This is a genomic window from uncultured Paraglaciecola sp. (assembly GCF_937123705.1).
In the GTDB taxonomy this organism is placed as follows: Bacteria; Pseudomonadota; Gammaproteobacteria; order Enterobacterales; family Alteromonadaceae; genus Paraglaciecola.
This window is the reverse complement of record NZ_CAKZKO010000118.1, coordinates 26,647-45,185: the sequence shown is the minus strand read 5'-3', so window position 1 is coordinate 45,185 and position 18,539 is coordinate 26,647. Positions and strand designations below refer to the sequence as shown.

General features: G+C 42.3%; 18 protein-coding genes. 12 read left to right on the top strand and 6 right to left on the bottom strand.

The window, feature by feature from the left end; translation table 11 throughout:
* Nucleotides 1–81 precede the first annotated feature (81 nt).
* The 8 genes from Q0688_RS14675 (at nt 82) to Q0688_RS14640 (ending at nt 6,525) form a co-directional block, all read left to right on the top strand.
* Nucleotides 82–993, top strand: coding sequence for a BadF/BadG/BcrA/BcrD ATPase family protein (locus Q0688_RS14675; protein WP_299078206.1), 912 nt, complete (start codon nt 82–84; stop codon nt 991–993).
* Nucleotides 987–2,420, top strand: a complete 1,434-nt coding sequence (locus Q0688_RS14670) for a C40 family peptidase (protein WP_299078203.1) — start codon at nt 987–989, stop codon at nt 2,418–2,420. The genes Q0688_RS14675 and Q0688_RS14670 overlap by 7 nt, the downstream gene beginning before the upstream one ends.
* Nucleotides 2,421–2,443: 23 nt before the next feature.
* Nucleotides 2,444–3,214, top strand: a complete 771-nt coding sequence (locus Q0688_RS14665; RefSeq protein ID WP_299078200.1) for a hypothetical protein — start codon at nt 2,444–2,446, stop codon at nt 3,212–3,214.
* 164 nt (nt 3,215–3,378) lie between these two features.
* Nucleotides 3,379–3,723 carry an ArsC family reductase gene (locus Q0688_RS14660; protein WP_299078197.1) on the top strand — a complete coding sequence of 115 codons (345 nt, stop codon included), beginning with the start codon at nt 3,379–3,381 and terminating at the stop codon, nt 3,721–3,723.
* Entirely contained in the window at nt 3,720–4,847 is a 1,128-nt protein-coding gene (gene dapE, locus Q0688_RS14655; protein WP_299078195.1) for a succinyl-diaminopimelate desuccinylase, read from the top strand. Before Q0688_RS14660 ends, dapE begins: the two co-directional genes overlap by 4 nt.
* Nucleotides 4,844–5,515 carry a M15 family metallopeptidase gene (locus Q0688_RS14650; protein ID WP_299078192.1) on the top strand — a complete coding sequence of 224 codons (672 nt, stop codon included), beginning with the start codon at nt 4,844–4,846 and terminating at the stop codon, nt 5,513–5,515. Before dapE ends, Q0688_RS14650 begins: the two co-directional genes overlap by 4 nt.
* A complete protein-coding gene (locus Q0688_RS14645; RefSeq protein ID WP_299078190.1) occupies nt 5,515–5,670 on the top strand; it encodes a DUF2897 family protein in 156 nt (51 codons plus the stop codon). Before Q0688_RS14650 ends, Q0688_RS14645 begins: the two co-directional genes overlap by 1 nt.
* A 30-nt stretch (nt 5,671–5,700) precedes the next feature.
* Nucleotides 5,701–6,525: a formyl transferase gene (locus Q0688_RS14640; protein WP_299078188.1), complete on the top strand. Its 825-nt coding sequence runs from the start codon at nt 5,701–5,703 to the stop codon at nt 6,523–6,525.
* A 243-nt stretch (nt 6,526–6,768) separates the two neighbouring features.
* Here Q0688_RS14640 and Q0688_RS14635 read toward each other — a convergent pair whose 3' ends face one another.
* The 6 genes from Q0688_RS14635 to Q0688_RS14610 all read right to left on the bottom strand — a co-directional run bounded on the left by Q0688_RS14635 (nt 6,769) and on the right by Q0688_RS14610 (nt 12,306).
* Nucleotides 6,769–7,095: a heavy metal-binding domain-containing protein gene (locus Q0688_RS14635; protein WP_299078185.1), complete on the bottom strand. Its 327-nt coding sequence runs from the start codon at nt 7,093–7,095 to the stop codon at nt 6,769–6,771.
* The gene (locus tag Q0688_RS14630; RefSeq protein ID WP_299078182.1) at nt 7,092–7,514 is read right to left on the bottom strand and encodes an HIT domain-containing protein; all 423 of its coding nucleotides are present in this window, start codon (nt 7,512–7,514) and stop codon (nt 7,092–7,094) included. Before Q0688_RS14630 ends, Q0688_RS14635 begins: the two co-directional genes overlap by 4 nt.
* A gap of 8 nt (nt 7,515–7,522) precedes the next feature.
* On the bottom strand, nt 7,523–8,590 hold the full coding sequence (gene astE, locus Q0688_RS14625) for a succinylglutamate desuccinylase (RefSeq protein ID WP_299078179.1): 1,068 nt from the start codon (nt 8,588–8,590) through the stop codon (nt 7,523–7,525).
* Between the two features lie 339 nt (nt 8,591–8,929).
* Nucleotides 8,930–9,721, bottom strand: coding sequence for a hypothetical protein (locus Q0688_RS14620; protein WP_299078176.1), 792 nt, complete (start codon nt 9,719–9,721; stop codon nt 8,930–8,932).
* Between the two features lie 348 nt (nt 9,722–10,069).
* Complete coding sequence (gene pgm, locus Q0688_RS14615) at nt 10,070–11,722, bottom strand: phosphoglucomutase (alpha-D-glucose-1,6-bisphosphate-dependent) (RefSeq protein ID WP_299078173.1); 1,653 nt, start codon at nt 11,720–11,722, stop codon at nt 10,070–10,072.
* A gap of 8 nt (nt 11,723–11,730) precedes the next feature.
* On the bottom strand, nt 11,731–12,306 hold the full coding sequence (locus Q0688_RS14610; protein ID WP_299078170.1) for a Negative modulator of initiation of replication: 576 nt from the start codon (nt 12,304–12,306) through the stop codon (nt 11,731–11,733).
* Nucleotides 12,307–12,481: 175 nt separating this feature from the next.
* Here Q0688_RS14610 and Q0688_RS14605 point away from each other — a divergent pair, with 175 nt between their 5' ends.
* The 4 genes from Q0688_RS14605 (at nt 12,482) to Q0688_RS14590 (ending at nt 18,264) form a co-directional block, all read left to right on the top strand.
* Nucleotides 12,482–13,402, top strand: coding sequence for a MoxR family ATPase (locus Q0688_RS14605; protein ID WP_299078167.1), 921 nt, complete (start codon nt 12,482–12,484; stop codon nt 13,400–13,402).
* 14 nt (nt 13,403–13,416) lie between these two features.
* Nucleotides 13,417–14,442, top strand: a complete 1,026-nt coding sequence (locus Q0688_RS14600; RefSeq protein WP_299078164.1) for a DUF58 domain-containing protein — start codon at nt 13,417–13,419, stop codon at nt 14,440–14,442.
* Between the two features lie 2 nt (nt 14,443–14,444).
* Complete coding sequence (locus Q0688_RS14595; RefSeq protein ID WP_299078162.1) at nt 14,445–16,535, top strand: DUF3488 and transglutaminase-like domain-containing protein; 2,091 nt, start codon at nt 14,445–14,447, stop codon at nt 16,533–16,535.
* 142 nt (nt 16,536–16,677) lie between these two features.
* A complete protein-coding gene (locus Q0688_RS14590) occupies nt 16,678–18,264 on the top strand; it encodes an ABC-F family ATPase (protein WP_299078159.1) in 1,587 nt (528 codons plus the stop codon).
* Nucleotides 18,265–18,539 lie beyond the last annotated feature (275 nt).

The window sequence follows — 18,539 nt, the reverse complement described above, 5'->3', positions numbered from 1 at the left end:
TCACTATAAGATCGCCTTGTTGAAATAATTATTCCCGTGGTAACCTTACTTAAGGAATATAATATTAACTGAGAAACCTTGATGATTGACAACACAACTTTGTATATTGGCATTGATGGCGGTGGCACTAAATGTAGTGCCCACCTTTTCAACGCTGAATTACAGGTACTAGGCCGTGGCATAAGCGGGCCTGCCAATGCATCAAGAGATATAAAACAAACCTTTGTTTCCATGCTTGAATCTGTCCAGCTGGCATTAATCGATGCCAAGCTAAGCCCAGCCACTATCGGACAACTTCATGTAGCAGCCGGATTAGCCGGGGCATTTGTTCCTAGCGCAAAAGCCCAACTCACAGCTTGGCAACATCCCTTTGCCAGTTTTACTGCAAGCACAGATCTAACAGCGGCCGGTTATGGTGCCCACGGCGCCAAAGATGGGGCCTTGCTAATAATTGGCACCGGATCTTCTGCCGCGTGTATTCAAGCAGGTGTCGTCACACAATTCGGTGGACATGGATTTCTGTTAGGTGACAAAGGTGGAGGTGCATGGTTAGGGCGCAGCGCTGTTATCTCAACTCTTGAAGCCATGGACAATGTGATTACTACCACCGAATTACATCATAAGGTGTTACAGCAACTGTCGTTAACCACAACCGATTCCCTAGTACAAAAAATGCTGAATGCCACATCGAGTGAATTTGCCGCATTGGCACCTGTGGTGATTGAATTGGCCAAACAAAATGATGCCAATGCTGTGGATTTAATTACACAGGCTAGCGATTATCTCGAAAAATTATCATTTAGAGCCTTACGCAATAGCACTTTCGATCTCGTCTTAACGGGCGGACTCGCCGCCTATTTTGAAAATAAATTTAGCCCTGCCCTGAGATCTAGGATAAAGCAGGCTAAAAACACCCCAGAGCGCGGCGCATTGCACATGCTGCCTGCTAAGCTACAACCCCGTTATTTACTCGATGAGTCTTTGCCATGTTGAATTTATCTCGCGTTTCCAACAATTGCTTTCAAAAGTTCCAGCGTTTTTATGTTTTTGCGCTGTTTTTGGTTTTATACACAACGAGTAGCCTCGGGCAAAGTAGTAGCAATGTGCCGGATATTACCCAGCAGCAATTAAACCCAAAGTACTGGCAAACCAAGCTCGGTAATAACAAGGGGATATCGATGAAAAGTCAGGAAATTAATAAATTCAATCAACAGCTCGTTGCCACTAATCCCCACATGGTTGACCCATTGGCGACCCCAACAACACTGAGTAAAAAGGGGCTACTAAAGAAGATAAATAGTATTAGCTCAGTGCCTAAAAGTGCGCGTTTTTATGCTGATGGCACTCAGGTCAGCGCAGAAAAGTTTAAGGAGTACACCAAGGCTTTAAATCTAAATGGCGTAAAACAGCAAAATACTGTGGCCTATGGATTAGTAACAGCTAGGTCATCTCTTAGAACCTTCCCTACTTTAGACAGAGTCTTTAATAGAGCAATGGACTTGGATTTAGACCGCTTTCAAGAAACCGCCGTTTTTCCGGGAGAAGCAGTGGCTATTTTGCATAGCAGCAGTGATGGTAAATGGTTGTTGGTACAAAACTATCATTATGTAGCTTGGATGCTAGAAGAAGATCTAGCCTTTGGCAGCAAACAACAAATTCAAAGCTATATCCAGCAGCAAGATTTTTTACTGATAAGCGGCGCTAAAGTGCAAACCAGCTTTGTACCAAATCAAGATGATATTTCTCAAGTCCAACTAGACATGGGGATCACACTCCCCCTCTTACGTCGTGATGAAGAACAAGGGGAGCTCTATGGTCAAAGTACTGCCGGCAGTTACCAGGTCAAATTACCCACCCGCGACAGTGATGGACGCTTACACATTAAAACCGCACTAATTGGGCGTACCCAAGATGTGCATATAGGCTACCTTGAATACACCGCAGAAAACCTCATTGCCCAAGGTTTTAAATTTTTAGGAGAACGCTACGGTTGGGGCCATGACTATAACGGCCGAGATTGCACTGGCTTTGTGGGCGAAATCTATAAGTCTTTTGGTATTTTGATGCCACGTAATTCAGGCCAACAAGGTAAAGGCGAATACGGGACTAATTTTCGTTTTGACAAAAATACTGAGCTTGCCACTAAATTGGCTGTCATTGACAACTTACAAATTGGCGACCTGATTTATATTCCCGGTCACGTGATGATGTATTTAGGTGAAGAAAACGGCCAACCTAGAGTGATCCATGATGTGAAAGGATTAGCCTACTGGACCCCAGACGGAGAGTTTTATAAAGGTGTTTTGAATGCGGTATCGGTTACCCCGCTAATCAAATTGCAATTAAACAAAACCACAAGCTACCTAGATAAAATCTACAATATAAAACGCATCACATTAGATAGTATTCAACAACAATAACAGCTCAAAGAAGCGGAGTTTATATGTTCAATTCAACAGCCATTATTACCCTAACCTTAGCGCTATGTGTCACTCTTTTCAGCGCTTGTAGCTCGAGAAATGCAGCAAATCTTACTCTACTTCAAAGTCTAAACACGCAACAATTAGTCATAGTTGTGTCGAATGATTGGGACGCAACCACAGCCACTTTGCAAAAATTTGAACTAAGCCAAGGAAAGTGGCAAAAGATAGACTCAGCATTCCCAGTGAATTTAGGCCGAACTGGCTTGGCTTGGGGCTTAGGACTTCACCCTCAACAGTCAGGTTATTACAAAAATGAAGGGGATGGCAAAGCAACGGCTGGAATATTTAATCTACACACCACTTTTGGCTATCTTCCAAAAGTTAAAACCCAGATGCCTTACTACGCAATGAGCGCCAACCACTATTGTATGGATGTAAATGGTTCGCCGCTTTACAATCAAATTGTTGATGAAAACCTTGTTGGTACAGAGGCAGTACAAGGCTCTACCGAGCCCATGCGCCGTGATATTCACAATAATAATCAGAGCATTTATAAGAAAGGCATAGTGATCAACCACAATATGGATAACATTAGTGGCAAAGGTAGCTGTATTTTTATGCACTTATGGTTTGGACCAGAGGTGCCAACTGCGGGTTGTACTTCAATGGACGAGTCCAAAATGGATAAACTCTTAGCTTGGCTTAGACCACAGAAAAACCCACTCTATATTGCCTTACCCAAAGCAGAATATATGAAGCAGCTGCAAAGCTGGGGTTTACCCCCACTCTAGCCATTCAAAGTGCTGTGGTAACAAAACTAATATTTTGCCCAATTTGCTGGTTTTGGGCATAAACGTCTAAATTTAAACCCAATATGGGTTATCAGCCTTTACCTCTATTGCGCTTTATCGCTATAGTCAGGGCTCTTCTACTTTGATAAACCCAATAGGACACCATGACCACCCTGTACGGCATTAAAAACTGCGATACCATCAAAAAAGCGCGCGCTTGGTTAGCAACAAATGATATCGAATTTAATTTTCATGATTACCGAAAAGATGGCCTAGCTTCAAATTGGCTCGAACAAACAGAGCAAGCCTTGGGTTGGGAAGTAATGCTGAATAAAAGAGGCACGACTTTTCGCCAACTTTCTGAAGAGCAAAAGCAAGGATTAGATAAAACCAGCGCTTTAGCCCTTTTGCTTGAATACCCAGCCATGATCAAGCGCCCCATTTTAATTCACAACAATCAGTATTATATAGGTTTTAAAGCCGCACAATACGTCGAGATATTCTCATGAGTCGCACCATAGCGCTCACCAAAGGGTTGATCAACAGAAAGTCTGTAACCCCTGAAGACGCGGGGTGTCAGGAGATGATGGCGGCTATCCTTGCGCCATTAGGCTTTGAAATTGAAGACCTCACCTTTGCCGATACCAAAAACATTTGGGCACGAAAAGGCAAAGAGGGACCGTTATTTTGTTTTGCAGGGCACACCGATGTTGTGCCTACAGGCCCAGAAGAAAACTGGAAAACACCGCCTTTTGAGGCCACTGAACAAAACGGCTTTATTCATGGGCGCGGTGCGGCAGATATGAAAGGCAGTTTAGCGGCCATGTTAGTTGCCACCGAAAACTTTGTAAAAGCCAATCCCGACCACAAAGGCTCCATTGCGTTTTTAATTACCAGTGATGAAGAAGGGCCTTTTATCAACGGCACGACTAAGGTGATTGACACCCTAGAAGCCCGTAATGAAAAAATTACTTGGTGTTTGGTAGGCGAACCTTCGAGCACAGCTGAAGTGGGTGATATTGTTAAAAATGGCCGTAGAGGCTCTTTAACAGGCGACTTAGTGGTTAAAGGCACTCAAGGACATGTAGCCTACCCTCACTTGGCGAGAAACCCCATTCACGAGTCAACGCTAGCATTGGCTGAATTGGCCAATACCCGTTGGGATAGCGGCAATGACTCCTTTCCTCCAACCAGTTTTCAAATTTCCAATATCAATGGTGGTACAGGAGCGGGCAATGTGATTCCTGGTGAATTACACATTTGTTTTAATTTTAGATTTTCAACCGAAGTTACCGACCAACACTTGATCACCAGAGTCACCCAAGTATTAGATGCCCATAAACTCAATTACCACATAGATTGGACCTTTAACGGGCAACCATTCTTAACCGATTCAGGCGACTTAGTAGATGCCACGCAACAAGCCATTAAACACTGCACCGGTCGTGAAACACAATTATCTACAGCAGGTGGCACCTCTGATGGGCGTTTTATTGCCCCAACAGGCGCACAGGTGATTGAACTTGGCCCAGTGAATGCCACTATTCATAAAATTGACGAATGCGTGAAAATGGCTGATCTCGATACCCTTGCCGATATTTATCAAGATATTTTACAAAGGCTATTGGGGTGATCACCCAAGCGCAGGTTTTAGGCAAAGACTCAAGTCAACTAGTCGAATGCCAACAGGGCTTTCGGCTTTTGCCCGAAGTGTGTAGCGCCTTTACCAAAATGCAAAAGGCGGCGGCAAAGGATAATGTGGATTTACAAATTGTCAGCAGTTATCGCAGCTTCGAACGACAACGGCTGATTTGGCAAAATAAGTGGTCTGGCAAATCAACTCTATTAGATGCAAATGAACGAACTTTAGACGCTACAACTCTTACTGATGAAAAAAAGCTCCATGCCATATTAACTTGGTCGGCGCTGCCAGGCGCCAGTCGGCATCACTGGGGTAGCGATTTAGATGTGTACGACAAAAAATCGGTCGAACAAAGTCAACACAACTTTCAATTGGTATGTAGCGAATACGATCAAGGGCCATGTTCTAAGCTCAACCTTTGGCTAAATGAGCACGCCAATAAATTTGGTTTTGAACGTCCTTATGCAAAATATCAAGGTGGCATCGCCCGTGAACCTTGGCATCTTAGTTTTCAAGCCAGCGCCGACAAAATGTTGCATCACTTAGACGAACACATGCTGTTAGAAAACCTTAAACACTCCAATATTAAAGGGTTTGAATGCATAGAGGCCAATATGCCAAAGATTTATCAGCAATATATATTAAACCGAGGTGTGTAATGGATATTTGGATAGTAGTTGTGATTATTGGACTGGTTTTGGGGCTGATAATTGGCAACATACTATTATTAAAACAAAGTGCTAATCAAAAACTACCTAAGGTTAATAAAGACAATAATGCTTCTTACGATCGTTTTGAAGACAAAGACGATTAACAGTAAAGATCACCACCCTCTAGGCATTTAATGAAAATATTAGTTCTAGCAAACCGAGATATTGCCAGTAATGTGGCATTGAATGAGTTGTTTCAAAGCTGTTTAGACAAATACCAATTTCAAGTTTTATTATCTTCAAGTGTGGGTAAGAAAAGTCAAAACAAACCTCAAAGCCTAAAAGACTTAGCCTTTTTTGAGCAAGACTTATTTAATCAGATACTGTTTCCTGCATTAGAAAACCCAAAAAACACTGCCCCCAAAAAACTCAGAAGTTTTGGTGGGTTTCGAGAGTTAGGGATTAAGGTAACAGATGTCCACTCCATAAACTGTCAGGCAGGGATTGCTACTGTCCAAAACTTTGCTCCCGATCTTATTGTATCAATACGTTTTGGTTTGATTTTGCAATCCGCGGTGATTGCTATTCCAAAGTTTGGAGTCATCAATTTACACTCAGGTGAATTACCTACTTATCGCGGGGTAATGGCGACTTTCAGAGCCATGCAAAGTCAAGACACGCATTGCGGCACTACGCTGCATTATATTAACGATAGTGGCATTGATAGCGGTGAAATAATAAAAATCAGCAAACAAACTGTGGATTATCAGCGTTCTTATTTATTCAATACACTAGCGGTCTATAAGCAAGGGATCAAAGACGTAATTGAGGCTATAAATACCATAGAGCAAACAGGAAAGTGTGAAACGCTTGCAGCGAAGCTCACAGGCAATCTTGAAGCAAGCTACTATTCATTTCCCTCAGAACAAGAACTTGCAACCTTCCATGCAGAAGGTCATAAACTCTATGAATATCAAGATGTTATTGCTATCTCCAAGGGATTCACTAAGGGCGATTAAATAACCTGAACTCTGGATAAGGAATGTCGAAGAACATAAATTTATAACTATATTTCAATTGGTTATACATTAACTGATTGAATGTAATCACTAAAATTAGGGTAAGTGGTGCTATTTTTGTTCATATCGAGGCGTTCATTATGTTGTTTAGTCACTCTAAACTCATGATGAATAACGAAGATAGGGGCAAAAATAGCATGACATACAGTCGTTGCTTATCCAGAATTCAGGTTAAATTGCCTGTTATTTATCGACATACCTAATGGCAGTACCACTAATGCTTACCATTAACATGCTGCCACCCTTGCCTACTACTTCATAATCAATATCCACGCCTATCACCGCATTGGCACCAATAGAACGAGCTTCTTGTTCAAGCTCTTGAAAACCTATTTTGCGGGCTTTAGTGAGTTCATCTTCATAGGCTCCAGAGCGGCCACCCACAATATCGCGAATTTGCGCGAAAATATCTTTAAACAAGTTGGCGCCCATCACGGCTTCGCCCACTACTATGCCTAAATAAGATTCGATTTTTTTACCTTCTAATTGATTGGTTGTGGTGATAATCATGGGTTTTTCCTTAATTCAATTTCGGTTCTTATACGATTGATCAAAGTGATCTTGTCTGCATCAATATACGCCTTAGCAGGCACTTGCCCCCATATAGGTTTGGGCCAGCTGATATCATGTTTAAAACGGACAATATGATGCAAATGCAACTGAGGTACCATATTCCCAAGGGCAGCAATATTCAACTTATCAGCTGTAAACAAATGTTTAAGTGCGCGGCTAACCAATGCGGACTCTTGCCAAAGCGTTTGTTGTTGAACTTCGCTTAAATCAATCACATCTTGGATATCAGCCACCTTAGGTACCAAAATTAACCAAGGGTAATGGGCATCATTGATAAGACGCACTTCACATAGAGTGAGTTCGATCACTAGCTCACTGTCTTGTTGCAATTGTGGATGTAAAACAAAGTGACTCATATAACACCTTAAATGTGTGTAGGAATAACAGTTAACAATGCACGTTGCCCTATTTCAACATCGGCATTTGGGAAAACTATAGCTTCGCCTGCAAATTCCGCTCGATATTCACCGCCGGTTTCAGACGCTAGAAGATGGCCTTTTGGGAAGTCGCTAAAGTTTGGTGCATCAGCTGCAAAATTAAGAGTAAAGTCGTCCTGAGCCTTATTGATCACTTGGTTTACCTCATAAATCAAAAAATCATCAGCGGAGAATGGTTTAAGATTCAATGGTTTATCACAAATTAAATGGGTTAATGTGGTTTTAACCGCACTAAAATTATCCATATCATTTTGCCCAAATGGTTTCACCTTTCCCAGTTCAACAGTAAAGGCTTGGGCATTAAATTGCTTGACTGAAAAATAACTAAAAGTAGTGGTTGGGCTACCGGACAATAAAATGGTATTTACTCCGCAAGCTAACAAGATCTGCAATTGATACTTGTCCCACTGTTTTCCATTTTGAAATGGATACACCGCAAACTTATCATTTTTTGAGGCGCGAATAGCGGTATGGAGATCATAGTGCAGGCGCTCTCTGCCGGCGTCTTGTTCAACAGATAAGTAAAAGCGTTCAACGGCTTGTTCTAATTGTTTGGCCCTGCGTCTTTCATGGTTCATTTTCTGGCCGGCAGCTAGGTTTTGATGCTCGCCGCTAAACAAGCGATTCATGTTTTCTTCCACAAATCGCTCTGCAATATCCATAGCTGGCAAGTTGCCAAATAAAAACAATACTCTTTGCTTAACAACAATATCGCCAGTCAAAATGCGCTTTACTATGTCATCACAGATTTCAATAGGTGCAGTTTCGTTACCATGTACCCCACAAGACAGCACTATATCTTTATCGCCCTGCAAAACTGGCTCAAAACTGATAATGCCTTCGGCCATAACATTAACCCGTGTATGCTCATCAATGGAAAAATGAAAAGCGGAGCTAAAAAGCGAAGCTTGAGCGCGAGACAAGTCCAGAAAATTGCCTTGGTGTTTTAAGCTATGAATAGTGTTTTGTATAGAAGTATCTGAAAGTGTGGTCATGTGTAATTCGGCGTCTTAACCAATAAATGTGCAATGCAGTTATAATACGCTAAGTACCATCTTATCTCTCTTTTATCTCCAGCACTTTTTATACCAATTCATCCTAACAATTAGTCACTCAGAGAACATCAGCGACTTTCAATAGAGGCGTAGTCCTGCAGGAATGGCGGCCCCCTTTCAAAGGGCTAGAACGAAGAGTGAAAGTCGCTGCTGTTCTCCCTTTGGGCGAGGTTTAAAAGCGACGAAGCCCGTTGCCAGGGTAAAACATTTGGCTACTAAAACAAAAAACTCGACATTAAGCCGAGTTTTTAAAAAGCGATAACGTTATTTTGTTAGCTATTAAGAGCTTTTTCTCTTAACCGTTAGTAGTGCCAACATAGCGGTCGCGAATAACAAAAACATGTTTGGCGTAGGAACAGTAACAACAACTTCACCATCTTTTGGCGCAAACTTCAGTCCACCACCATCAATTAGCAAGTTACGCCCTGAGTTATCTTTTGAAGCCGGTCCATGTTCATAGGCAAAGGTGACTTCTGATAAATTTTGGTATGTAACAAACAAAGCCACATCAGCTTGTTGTTGCGTAATAAAGGCACCTAAACCATCTTGGCCTTTCACATCGCCCTTAGCGTTTACACCACTAAAGCTAATCTGATTTGACTGACTATTATCAACAACTAGCGCTGTAGTTGAGGTAACAGAATATTGATTGATATCAAACAAAGTCACAACATCAAACGAGTTACTAGCACCATCAATATCATAAAACCCTAAGGTCCAATCAAAATCTTCACTGGCTGTAAATAATGTATCAAAGCCGTTACCCTTAGATGCATCCCAAAGACTCAGCGTAAATACGTTAGCATCACCTCTATCCATGTTAATACGAATGTCGTTTGCTACTGAGCCATTTTTAGTCCCGTTTTTTGAGTCAAACACACTTGTTGCTGTAATAGATGCGTTAATCACCACGTCATTGTATGAACTAACGTTGCTGTAGTTCATGACTAAGTTAGTGGCAGAGGCCCCAAAGTTATTATTTACTGTATCGCCAAAATTAAGCTCAATGCTGGTAGCTTGAGCTGAAAGTGGTAAACAAATAATCATAGCCATAATGATTTTTTTAAACATAAAAAATACGTCCTGTTGAAATAAGTAGAGTAATCTTGAAACAATTTCGTGTTTGCTTGAGCGCCATTAAGCAAATTGCAGGCCACAATAACTTTATCACTGTATATCAATCACTTAATATCATTTTAGATTCTAATAGCAAGATAGTTAAGATGGCGTTGTAAAAATTACTGACAACTTTCTAAACTAAAAACATTTCATCACGCTAAGAACGCAGAGATCGCAAAGGAAAAATCGATCTTTATAGTCTTTTCCTCTGCGTGGCGATGCACTTGGCGGGCTTTCCGTGAGATTGCTTTTTTGAGATGAATGCCATTTACATTATTCTTAACATTGTCTAACGACTAGTTACACATTGGCTGTTTTAAACACTTGTGCAACTAGTGCTTGAGCTTCTTTTACTAATAGTGCGAGATGTTCATCGCCTTTAAAGCTCTCAGCATAGATTTTGTAAATCTCTTCAGTACCAGACGGGCGCGCAGCAAACCAGCCATTTTTGGTACTGACTTTGACGCCACCTATAGCCGCGTTGTTGCCTGGTGCATGGGTTTGGATAGTGGTAATTGCTTCACCCGCCAGCACAGTGGATTGGATCACACTTTTATCCATCTTACTTAACACTTGCTTCTGGGCGTGATTAGCGGCCACATCAATACGCGTATAAACAGGAGATGAAAACTGCTCGGTTAATGCTTGATAATGTTCGCTTGGGTCTTTGCCAGTCACAGCCATGATTTCAGCGGCTAACAAACACAAAATAAACCCATCTTTATCTGTTGCCCAAGGCTTACCATTACGACGTAAGAAAATGCCTCCGGCACTTTCTTCACCGGCAAAACCAATGTCGCTATGCAATAGTCCTTGCACAAACCATTTAAAGCCAACCGGCATTTCGGCTAACTCGCGGCCTAGGGAGGTTACGACTCTGTCTATCATGCTGCTCGAAACTAGCGTTTTTCCGACTTTACAACTTTGTGGCCATTGTGGCCGGTGTTGGTACAAATAGTGGATTGCAACGGCTAAATAATGATTGGGGTTCATCAACCCTTGTGTGGGGGTCACAATACCGTGGCGGTCAAAATCGGGATCGTTGCCAAAAGCTAAATCGAATTTGTCTTTTAAATCAATTAACCCCGCCATGGCATAAGGCGAGGAACAATCCATACGGATTTTTCCGTCTTTGTCACGGCGCATAAAGCCAAACTGTTGATCGACATTTCGATTCACTACTTCAATATTCAGCCCGTATCGCTTGGCTATTTTGTCCCAATATTCTAAACCTGCCCCCCCTAGTGGATCGGTGCCAATTTTTAAACCAGCTTTTGCAATGGCTTGCATATCAATCACTTGGTCAAGTTGGGCAATATAGTCCTCAGAGAAGTCTATTTCAGTCACGTATTCAGACTCATAGGCTGCGGCTAAATCCATACGTTTTACTGCCAACATATCTAAGCTAATAATTTCATTGGCACGTAATTCAATTGCCTTAGTGACATCACTATCTGCGGGGCCTCCATGGGGAGGGTTATACTTAAAACCACCGTCTTCTGGCGGATTGTGGGACGGCGTAATCACCACACCATCGGCTCTGGCATTTGCAGGGTCTATATTGTGCTGCAAAATTGCATGAGAGATAACAGGTGTTGGGGTATAACCGCGATCCTGCTGTACCACTAAAGCCACACCATTTGCGGCTAGCACTTCCACTGCGGTTGAAAATGCCGCCTCGGATAAAGCATGGGTGTCCATCCCCATAAACAATGGACCTGTGATATTTTGGCTTTGTCTAAACTCAACCAAGGCCTGACAAATTGCGGCTATATGCCTGTCGTTAAAGGTATGTAACAAGGCACTACCTCTATGCCCAGAAGTCCCAAAAGACACGGTCTGGGTACTATCCCCCTTTCTGGGATGATGACTGTAATAGGCGCTGGTTAACTTTGCCACATTAACCAATTGGGCTTGACTGGCGGGGTTTCCTGCTTGAGGGTGAAGAGCCATACTATTCCTTAGTTTTTCTCTATCAATTCAGGTACAAAAACCTTAACTAAGGCCTCGATTTCATTAGCACTAAAACCCACTTGTTCGGCCACTTGCTTCAACATATTGATTTTTTTGACTGTATTGTTATTGGTGATCACCCAATAACTGGAATGTGGTACATTTTTAGGATTTGTACTGCCCCCTGTGGCGTACAGCGAATCTTTGTCGGTGGCAAAATAGGTACGGTTGCGACCGCTCATGCCCAACACTTTGCTAAATGGCTGCGGATGATGTTTATGGATAATGGACAACACCAGTAACCACCTGTCGACCACTTTAGGAATATCTTGCAAATGCAATTCGGCGAGCTCACTTAGTACAGCTGAAGCATGGCAAGTATTATCCTGACTTTGCAAAATACCTGCATCATTATCTATGGTATTAACGGCTTTGGTTTCAGCCACTTGGGGTGTTTTATTGAGATGAGATAACGATTCGGGCATGACTAATCGGCGCAGAATATCCGAGGCGCTTTCGCCAATATCTTGAGTCTGCGAGGCAATAAAGTGGTAAAGGTCGTCTTCTATTTGAATATTTTTCATGAAAATCTAATGTTAGGCGGTTTACATGACTAATATTATACGGATTGAATCCATCAATTCATCGATTAATTCCATTTCATACACAAGTATTAGCTAAACCAACAAAAATGCCGAAAATTTACGCTAAAATATTGATTCGCCCTATATTTTTAAATTCTGCGGATAACATTACACTATGCTGCATCACAAATTGGATCAGGTCATCGAACAGTCCAGCCAGGTATTAATTGGCAAACAAGAGCAAGTTAAATTGGCCCTAACCTGTTTATTGGCCAATGGTCATTTACTAATTGAAGACTTACCCGGTATGGGGAAAACCACTTTATCTCATACTTTGGCCAAAGTACTAGGCCTAGATTATTCTCGTATTCAATTTACCTCGGACTTATTGCCGGCAGATATGCTAGGAATCAATATTTTCGACAACAACGAACAGACCTTTCGTTTTCACCCCGGTCCTATATTCAACCAACTAGTGTTAGCCGATGAAATTAACCGCGCCAGTCCCAAAACCCAAAGCGCATTACTTGAGGCCATGGAAGAGCGACAAGTGAGTTTAGACGGTGAAACCAGGCCATTGCCCTCACCATTTTTTGTGATCGGCACCCAAAACCCGCAACATCAGTCGGGTACCTACCCTTTGCCAGAGTCGCAACTAGACCGATTTTTAATGCGTATTCAATTAGGCTACCCTTCAAAAGAAGCCGAAAAAAGCATGTTAAAAACCCAAGTTGGCCATGTCCCCCAAGAACTTAAGCGAGTCTTAGATATCGCCGAATTTATTGAGTTGCAAATAGCTGCCAGCCAAGTGCATGCCTCAGATGATATTCTTAATTATATTCTTAAGCTGGTCACTTTTAGCCGCGAAGACGCCCGCTTTGCCAACCCCTTATCGCCTCGGGCATCCAAGGCCCTGTTGAGTTCGGCCAAAGCTTGGGCTTTTATTAACAATAGAGACTTTTTAATTCCAGAAGATGTACAAGCAATATTACCAGCCGTTGCCGAACATCGCCTACGCAGTGCATCAAGCGACTTTAGCGCCCAAGGTAGTTTAAGCAAAACCTTGCTCGAAGCTATCGATCCTATTGCGGCCTAAGCTAGATTATCACTGTGCTACAAAGTTACTGGAATAAGTGGTTAAACAAACGCATCCCTGCGGCCACCCAACATCAGTTAGATCATCATAATATATTTATCTTTCCGGCTAAATTTGGCTTGCTGTTTTTAGCCTTATGTATTTTGCTATTTTTACTGGGAACTAACTACCAAAACAACTTAATGTTGTTGCTGTGCTATTTTCTATTAGCCTTATTTTTAGTCAACCTCTTAGCAAGCTATATCAACTTTGCCCGGGTTAACTTGCAAATTGGCAAATGCCCAGAAGTATTTGTTGGCGACAACTTACATATTCCCCTGTGGTTAAATGCCAACAATAGCGGCAGTGCTTCAGTAAACGGACTGATGCACTTTACGCTTCAAGACAAAAGCGTTAAATCCAACAAAAAGTCCCCACCTCCATCAACCGAGGTGGATGCTAACGCGTTAACCAACCCTATTACCATTAGCCACACTTGCCAACAAAGAGGAAAACTACAGTTATCACGGGTCACAGTTGAGAGCTTTTATCCTTTAGGCCTTTATCGCTGCTGGACCCATTTGGCTTTTACTCATCAAATATGCGTATTCCCCAAGCCTATACCTTGCGACATTCAGCTGTATGTGAGTGAGCACAACAGCACTAAAAAAAGTGGCGAAATGGCCACCTCTCAATCTGGACACGATGATTTTTCCCATCTCAAAGCTTACCAAGTAGGTGAGCCTTTAAATCATGTGGCATGGAAACACTTAGCCAAGGGCCGCGGCATGGTCAGTAAACAGTTTTCATCTGAAGGTAATCATATTGGTTGGTTAAAACTATCCCCTGAGTATCGCCATAAAACATCCCAGCAATTAGTCTTGGCCGAATATTTGGAAAAAGAACTAGGCCAATTGTGTTATCAGGTGATTGAATTAAGTCGTACTCAGCGCACCTTTGGCTTAGATTTAGGTGAACATTGCATTGCCCCAAATAGTGGCGCAGGACATCGACAGGCATGTTTACAGGCGTTAGCTTACTTTCCTGATGGGCCGCGCTAACTATGTTTAATTCATTGATAAAAAAAGCAACGAACCTAAACACCAAACAACCGGCTCGCAACTTTGCTTTGTTATTTTTAGCGGCGACCTTACTTTGTACCAGCGTGAGCTTATTTTCGTCGGTATTGGGTTGGATACTATTACTGGTGCTATGTGGTGTTATCATAAGACTTGCAATTTACTTTAACTATTACAAGCACTTACCCTCAATTCGCACCTTAAACCTGCTAGCACTACTGAGTATATTAGGCTTGGTGTTTTCTGCCTTGAGTGCAGGGTTACTTTTTGGCATGGTTAACTTGTTGATCCTTGCTTGTGCGTTAAAACTCATGCAAATGCGCAGTCAAAGAGACGTTTATCAGCTGGTGATTAGTTTATTTTTCTTAATTGGTTGTGGTTTTATATTTAATCAGTCCATTGCTTTTAGTGGATTTTATGCACTGATGTGTTTAGCGCTATTATTGAGTTTGGCTGGGTATCACGCGCCGTCCATAACAATACAAAAACACCTTAAAACCATTACCACACTCAGCCTGCAAGCCCTACCCATAGCCTTGCTAATGTTTCTAATCCTTCCGCAATTACCGCCCCTTTGGCACACGCCCAAAGCCGAAGGTGCCGAATCAGGACTCTCTACCCAGATGACGCCTGGTGATATCGCACAATTATCGCAATCCAGTGAACTGGCGTTTCGTGCCACCTTTGACAATACACCGCCAGTCCCAAGGCAGCGATATTGGCGCGCCATAGTGATGGAAGACTTTGATGGAAAAACCTGGAAAGTGCACCCCTACCGCCAAAAAGTTCGAGCCTATCAGTTAGAAACAAAGCAGCAGTTCGAGGCAAAATTAAGCGGCCCCTCGTTTAATTATGAGGTGATTGCAGAGCCCACCTTTCAACCTTGGTTATTTGCTTTAGATTTAGGCATACCCGCAGACGGACCAAGTAAACTCGACATTATACAAAGTGCCGATTTTACTTTATCTAGTCGGCAACCCATAGTAAGCAAATACCAATATGCCCTAAGCTCATATCCAAACGCCTTACCAAATCAATCACTTAGTCGCGCCGACCAAAGACTTAATTTGGCACTTCCCGACAATGGCAATAATCGTACTCAGGAATGGGTAGCTGATTTGCGGGCGCAATTTCCAGACAATCAAGACTTTACTACCGCGCTACTCAATTATTTTGTCACCCAATCTTTTGTTTATACCTTACGGCCTGATGTAATGTTGGTTGATCCTATTGATCGTTTCTTATTCGACAACCAGGCGGGTTTTTGCAGCCATTACGCCAGTGCACTGGCCTATGCCCTTCGTTTAGGGGGTATTCCTACTCGTGTTGTCACAGGCTACCAAGGTGGCGAGTTAGTGGAAAACGACGGCGGGTCGCCTTATATGAGTATCTACCAATACGATGCTCATGCATGGGTTGAAACTTGGAACGATAATAACGGTTGGCAACGCATCGATCCTACTGCCTTAATATCGCCAGATCGAATAGATTATGGACTTCGTTACGCCATGGAAGAAGAAGGCAGTTTTTTAGCAGAATCGCCCTTTGCCTTGGCCAGATTAACGGATATAGCCTGGCTTAATAATATCAGGCTACTATTGGCTGATATTGACTACAACTGGAGTCGCTGGGTATTAGGTTTTAACAGTGAGAAACAGCGGGATCTCTTTAAATCAATCATAGGAAAACTCACCCCTGAACGCTTAGCCATTCTCGGCCTTGCCATAATATTGGTGATTGCCCTATTACTGGCGTTGTTTTTTTTACCCCATTGGTTACAAAACCGTGTGGGCACAACACAAAGTTTATATTTAAAAGCACTGACCGTCTTTGAAAAAGCGGGAACACAACGGCTCTCTTGGCAAGGGCCCAGTGCATTTAATCAATTAATTAATGAACAATATTCCAGTGAAATTAGTCGCCCCTTTTCTCACATCACCCAACTTTATCTACGTCTATGCTACCAGAATAATCAAGTTAATCCTGACTCAGTGTTAAGCACCAAACAATGTCATCGCATGATGCGTCGTCATTTAGCCCAATTAAAATCTGAACTACAAAAAAGCGCTGTTTAAATATACAAAAGAACCATTACTTGTTTCGCGATAAGGTGATTTTTGTGGCATAATCCGCGCCGAATTTTTGCCATCGCCCTAGTTCAACACAAAAGCTAGCGGTGACTAGGCTATGCTGAATACTAATATTGGGGAACCGACCTTGCTAACAACTGCAAATATAACCATTCAATTTGGCGAAAAGCCGTTATTTGAAAATGTCTCAGCCAAATTTGGTAATGGCAATAAATATGGCCTAATTGGCGCAAATGGTTGTGGTAAGTCAACCTTTATGAAAATCATTGGCGGCGACTTAGAGCCGTCTGGTGGTAATGTATCTATAGATACTGGTGAACGCATTGGTAAACTAAAACAAGATCAGTTTGCTTACGAACAATACAGCGTGATTGACACTGTTGTTATGGGTCATAATGAGCTATGGGCTGTGAAAGAAGAGCGTGATGCTATTTATTCTAACCCAGAGATGACCGAAGAAGACGGCATAAGAGTCGCAGATTTAGAGTCTGAATTTGCCGAAATGGATGGTTACACTGCCGAATCCAGAGCGGGTGAATTGCTGATTGGTGTGGGCATACCCGTAGAGCAACATTTTGGCCCCATGAGCGAAATCGCACCGGGATGGAAACTCAGAGTATTACTGGCCCAAGTATTGTTTTCTGACCCCGATATTATGCTACTCGATGAGCCAACCAACAACTTGGATATCAACACTATCCGCTGGTTAGAAACAGTGCTTAACGAGCGCAACTGCACCATGATCATTATTTCCCATGACAGGCACTTCTTAAATTCTGTATGTACCCACATGGCCGATATCGATTACGGCGAAATTCGTTTGTTCCCAGGTAATTACGACGAATACATGACAGCCTCAACCCAAGCCCGTGAACGTTTGTTATCAGACAACGCTAAGAAAAAAGCGCAAATATCTGAGTTAAAAGCCTTTGTGAGTCGCTTCTCAGCCAATGCTTCTAAGTCAAAACAAGCCACTTCACGTGCTAGGCAAATCGATAAAATTCAATTAGATGAAGTGAAACCTTCTAGCCGTCAAAATCCTTTTATTCGTTTTGAAGAGAGTAAAAAATTACATCGCCTAGCGGTAGAAGTGGAAGGGTTAGCCAAGTCCTATGATGAAGAACTCTACAAAAACCTAGACTTGATGATCGAGGTAGGTGAAAGAGTGGCGATTATTGGTCCTAACGGCGTGGGTAAAACCACTTTACTAAAATGTTTAGTGGGTGATACAGATTTAACCGCCGGCAGTATTAAATGGTCAGATAATGCAAATATTGGCTACTACGCACAAGATCATGCCGCTGACTTTGAAGCAGACAAAACCCTAATGGATTGGATGTACCAGTGGGCCCAAGAAGGCGATGACGAACAAGTCATGCGCGGCACATTGGGACGCTTGTTATTTTCTCAAACCGACATTAAAAAGTCAGTAAAAGTAATTTCTGGTGGCGAACAAGGTCGTATGTTGTTTGGTAAACTCATGCTACAAAAGCCCAATATTTTGGTGATGGATGAGCCCACCAACCACTTGGATATGGAATCAATAGAATCACTAAACTTAGCCCTAGAAAACTACAAAGGCACCTTAATATTTGTTAGTCACGATAGAGAATTTGTGTCCTCACTCGCTACCCGTATTATCGACATCCAACCCACTGGCATAGTTGATTTTAAAGGTGACTATGAGAGTTATCTCGCTAGTCAAGGGGTGTAGAGGCGAGCTTCAAGCTTTACATAAATTAGAATTAGAACGGCATCAAACCTTTGATTTGATGCCGTTTTTTTTATCGTTAGCTTCATTTATGTGAAACCTGCCACGAAGAGCTGCGCCTGTTAATGCATAAAGGCATGCGCTGACGCTTACAGGCATCCGTGCCTGATTTTGACTCGATTCCCTTCGAGTCAGTTACTTTTTTTCAACAGCAAAAAATAAGTAACCAAAAAATGCCGTCGCTACTAAAGTTTTTAACCGCACAAAAAGACTTATTT

Excerpts from the sequence above, each read along its gene's own strand:
- Q0688_RS14635 (WP_299078185.1), bottom strand. The coding sequence starts at position 7,095 with ATGATTATCACCACAACCAATCAATTAGAAGGTAAAAAAATCGAATCT.
- Q0688_RS14630 (WP_299078182.1), bottom strand. The coding sequence starts at position 7,514 with ATGAGTCACTTTGTTTTACATCCACAATTGCAACAAGACAGTGAGCTA.
- Q0688_RS14675 (WP_299078206.1), top strand. The coding sequence starts at position 82 with ATGATTGACAACACAACTTTGTATATTGGCATTGATGGCGGTGGCACT.
- dapE (WP_299078195.1), top strand. The coding sequence starts at position 3,720 with ATGAGTCGCACCATAGCGCTCACCAAAGGGTTGATCAACAGAAAGTCT.
- Q0688_RS14620 (WP_299078176.1), bottom strand. The coding sequence starts at position 9,721 with ATGTTTAAAAAAATCATTATGGCTATGATTATTTGTTTACCACTTTCA.
- Q0688_RS14605 (WP_299078167.1), top strand. The coding sequence starts at position 12,482 with ATGCTGCATCACAAATTGGATCAGGTCATCGAACAGTCCAGCCAGGTA.
- Q0688_RS14610 (WP_299078170.1), bottom strand. The coding sequence starts at position 12,306 with ATGAAAAATATTCAAATAGAAGACGACCTTTACCACTTTATTGCCTCG.
- Q0688_RS14665 (WP_299078200.1), top strand. The coding sequence starts at position 2,444 with ATGTTCAATTCAACAGCCATTATTACCCTAACCTTAGCGCTATGTGTC.
- astE (WP_299078179.1), bottom strand. The coding sequence starts at position 8,590 with ATGACCACACTTTCAGATACTTCTATACAAAACACTATTCATAGCTTA.
- Q0688_RS14645 (WP_299078190.1), top strand. The coding sequence starts at position 5,515 with ATGGATATTTGGATAGTAGTTGTGATTATTGGACTGGTTTTGGGGCTG.
- Q0688_RS14640 (WP_299078188.1), top strand. The coding sequence starts at position 5,701 with ATGAAAATATTAGTTCTAGCAAACCGAGATATTGCCAGTAATGTGGCA.
- Q0688_RS14660 (WP_299078197.1), top strand. The coding sequence starts at position 3,379 with ATGACCACCCTGTACGGCATTAAAAACTGCGATACCATCAAAAAAGCG.
- Q0688_RS14670 (WP_299078203.1), top strand. The coding sequence starts at position 987 with ATGTTGAATTTATCTCGCGTTTCCAACAATTGCTTTCAAAAGTTCCAG.
- pgm (WP_299078173.1), bottom strand. The coding sequence starts at position 11,722 with ATGGCTCTTCACCCTCAAGCAGGAAACCCCGCCAGTCAAGCCCAATTG.
- Q0688_RS14595 (WP_299078162.1), top strand. The coding sequence starts at position 14,445 with ATGTTTAATTCATTGATAAAAAAAGCAACGAACCTAAACACCAAACAA.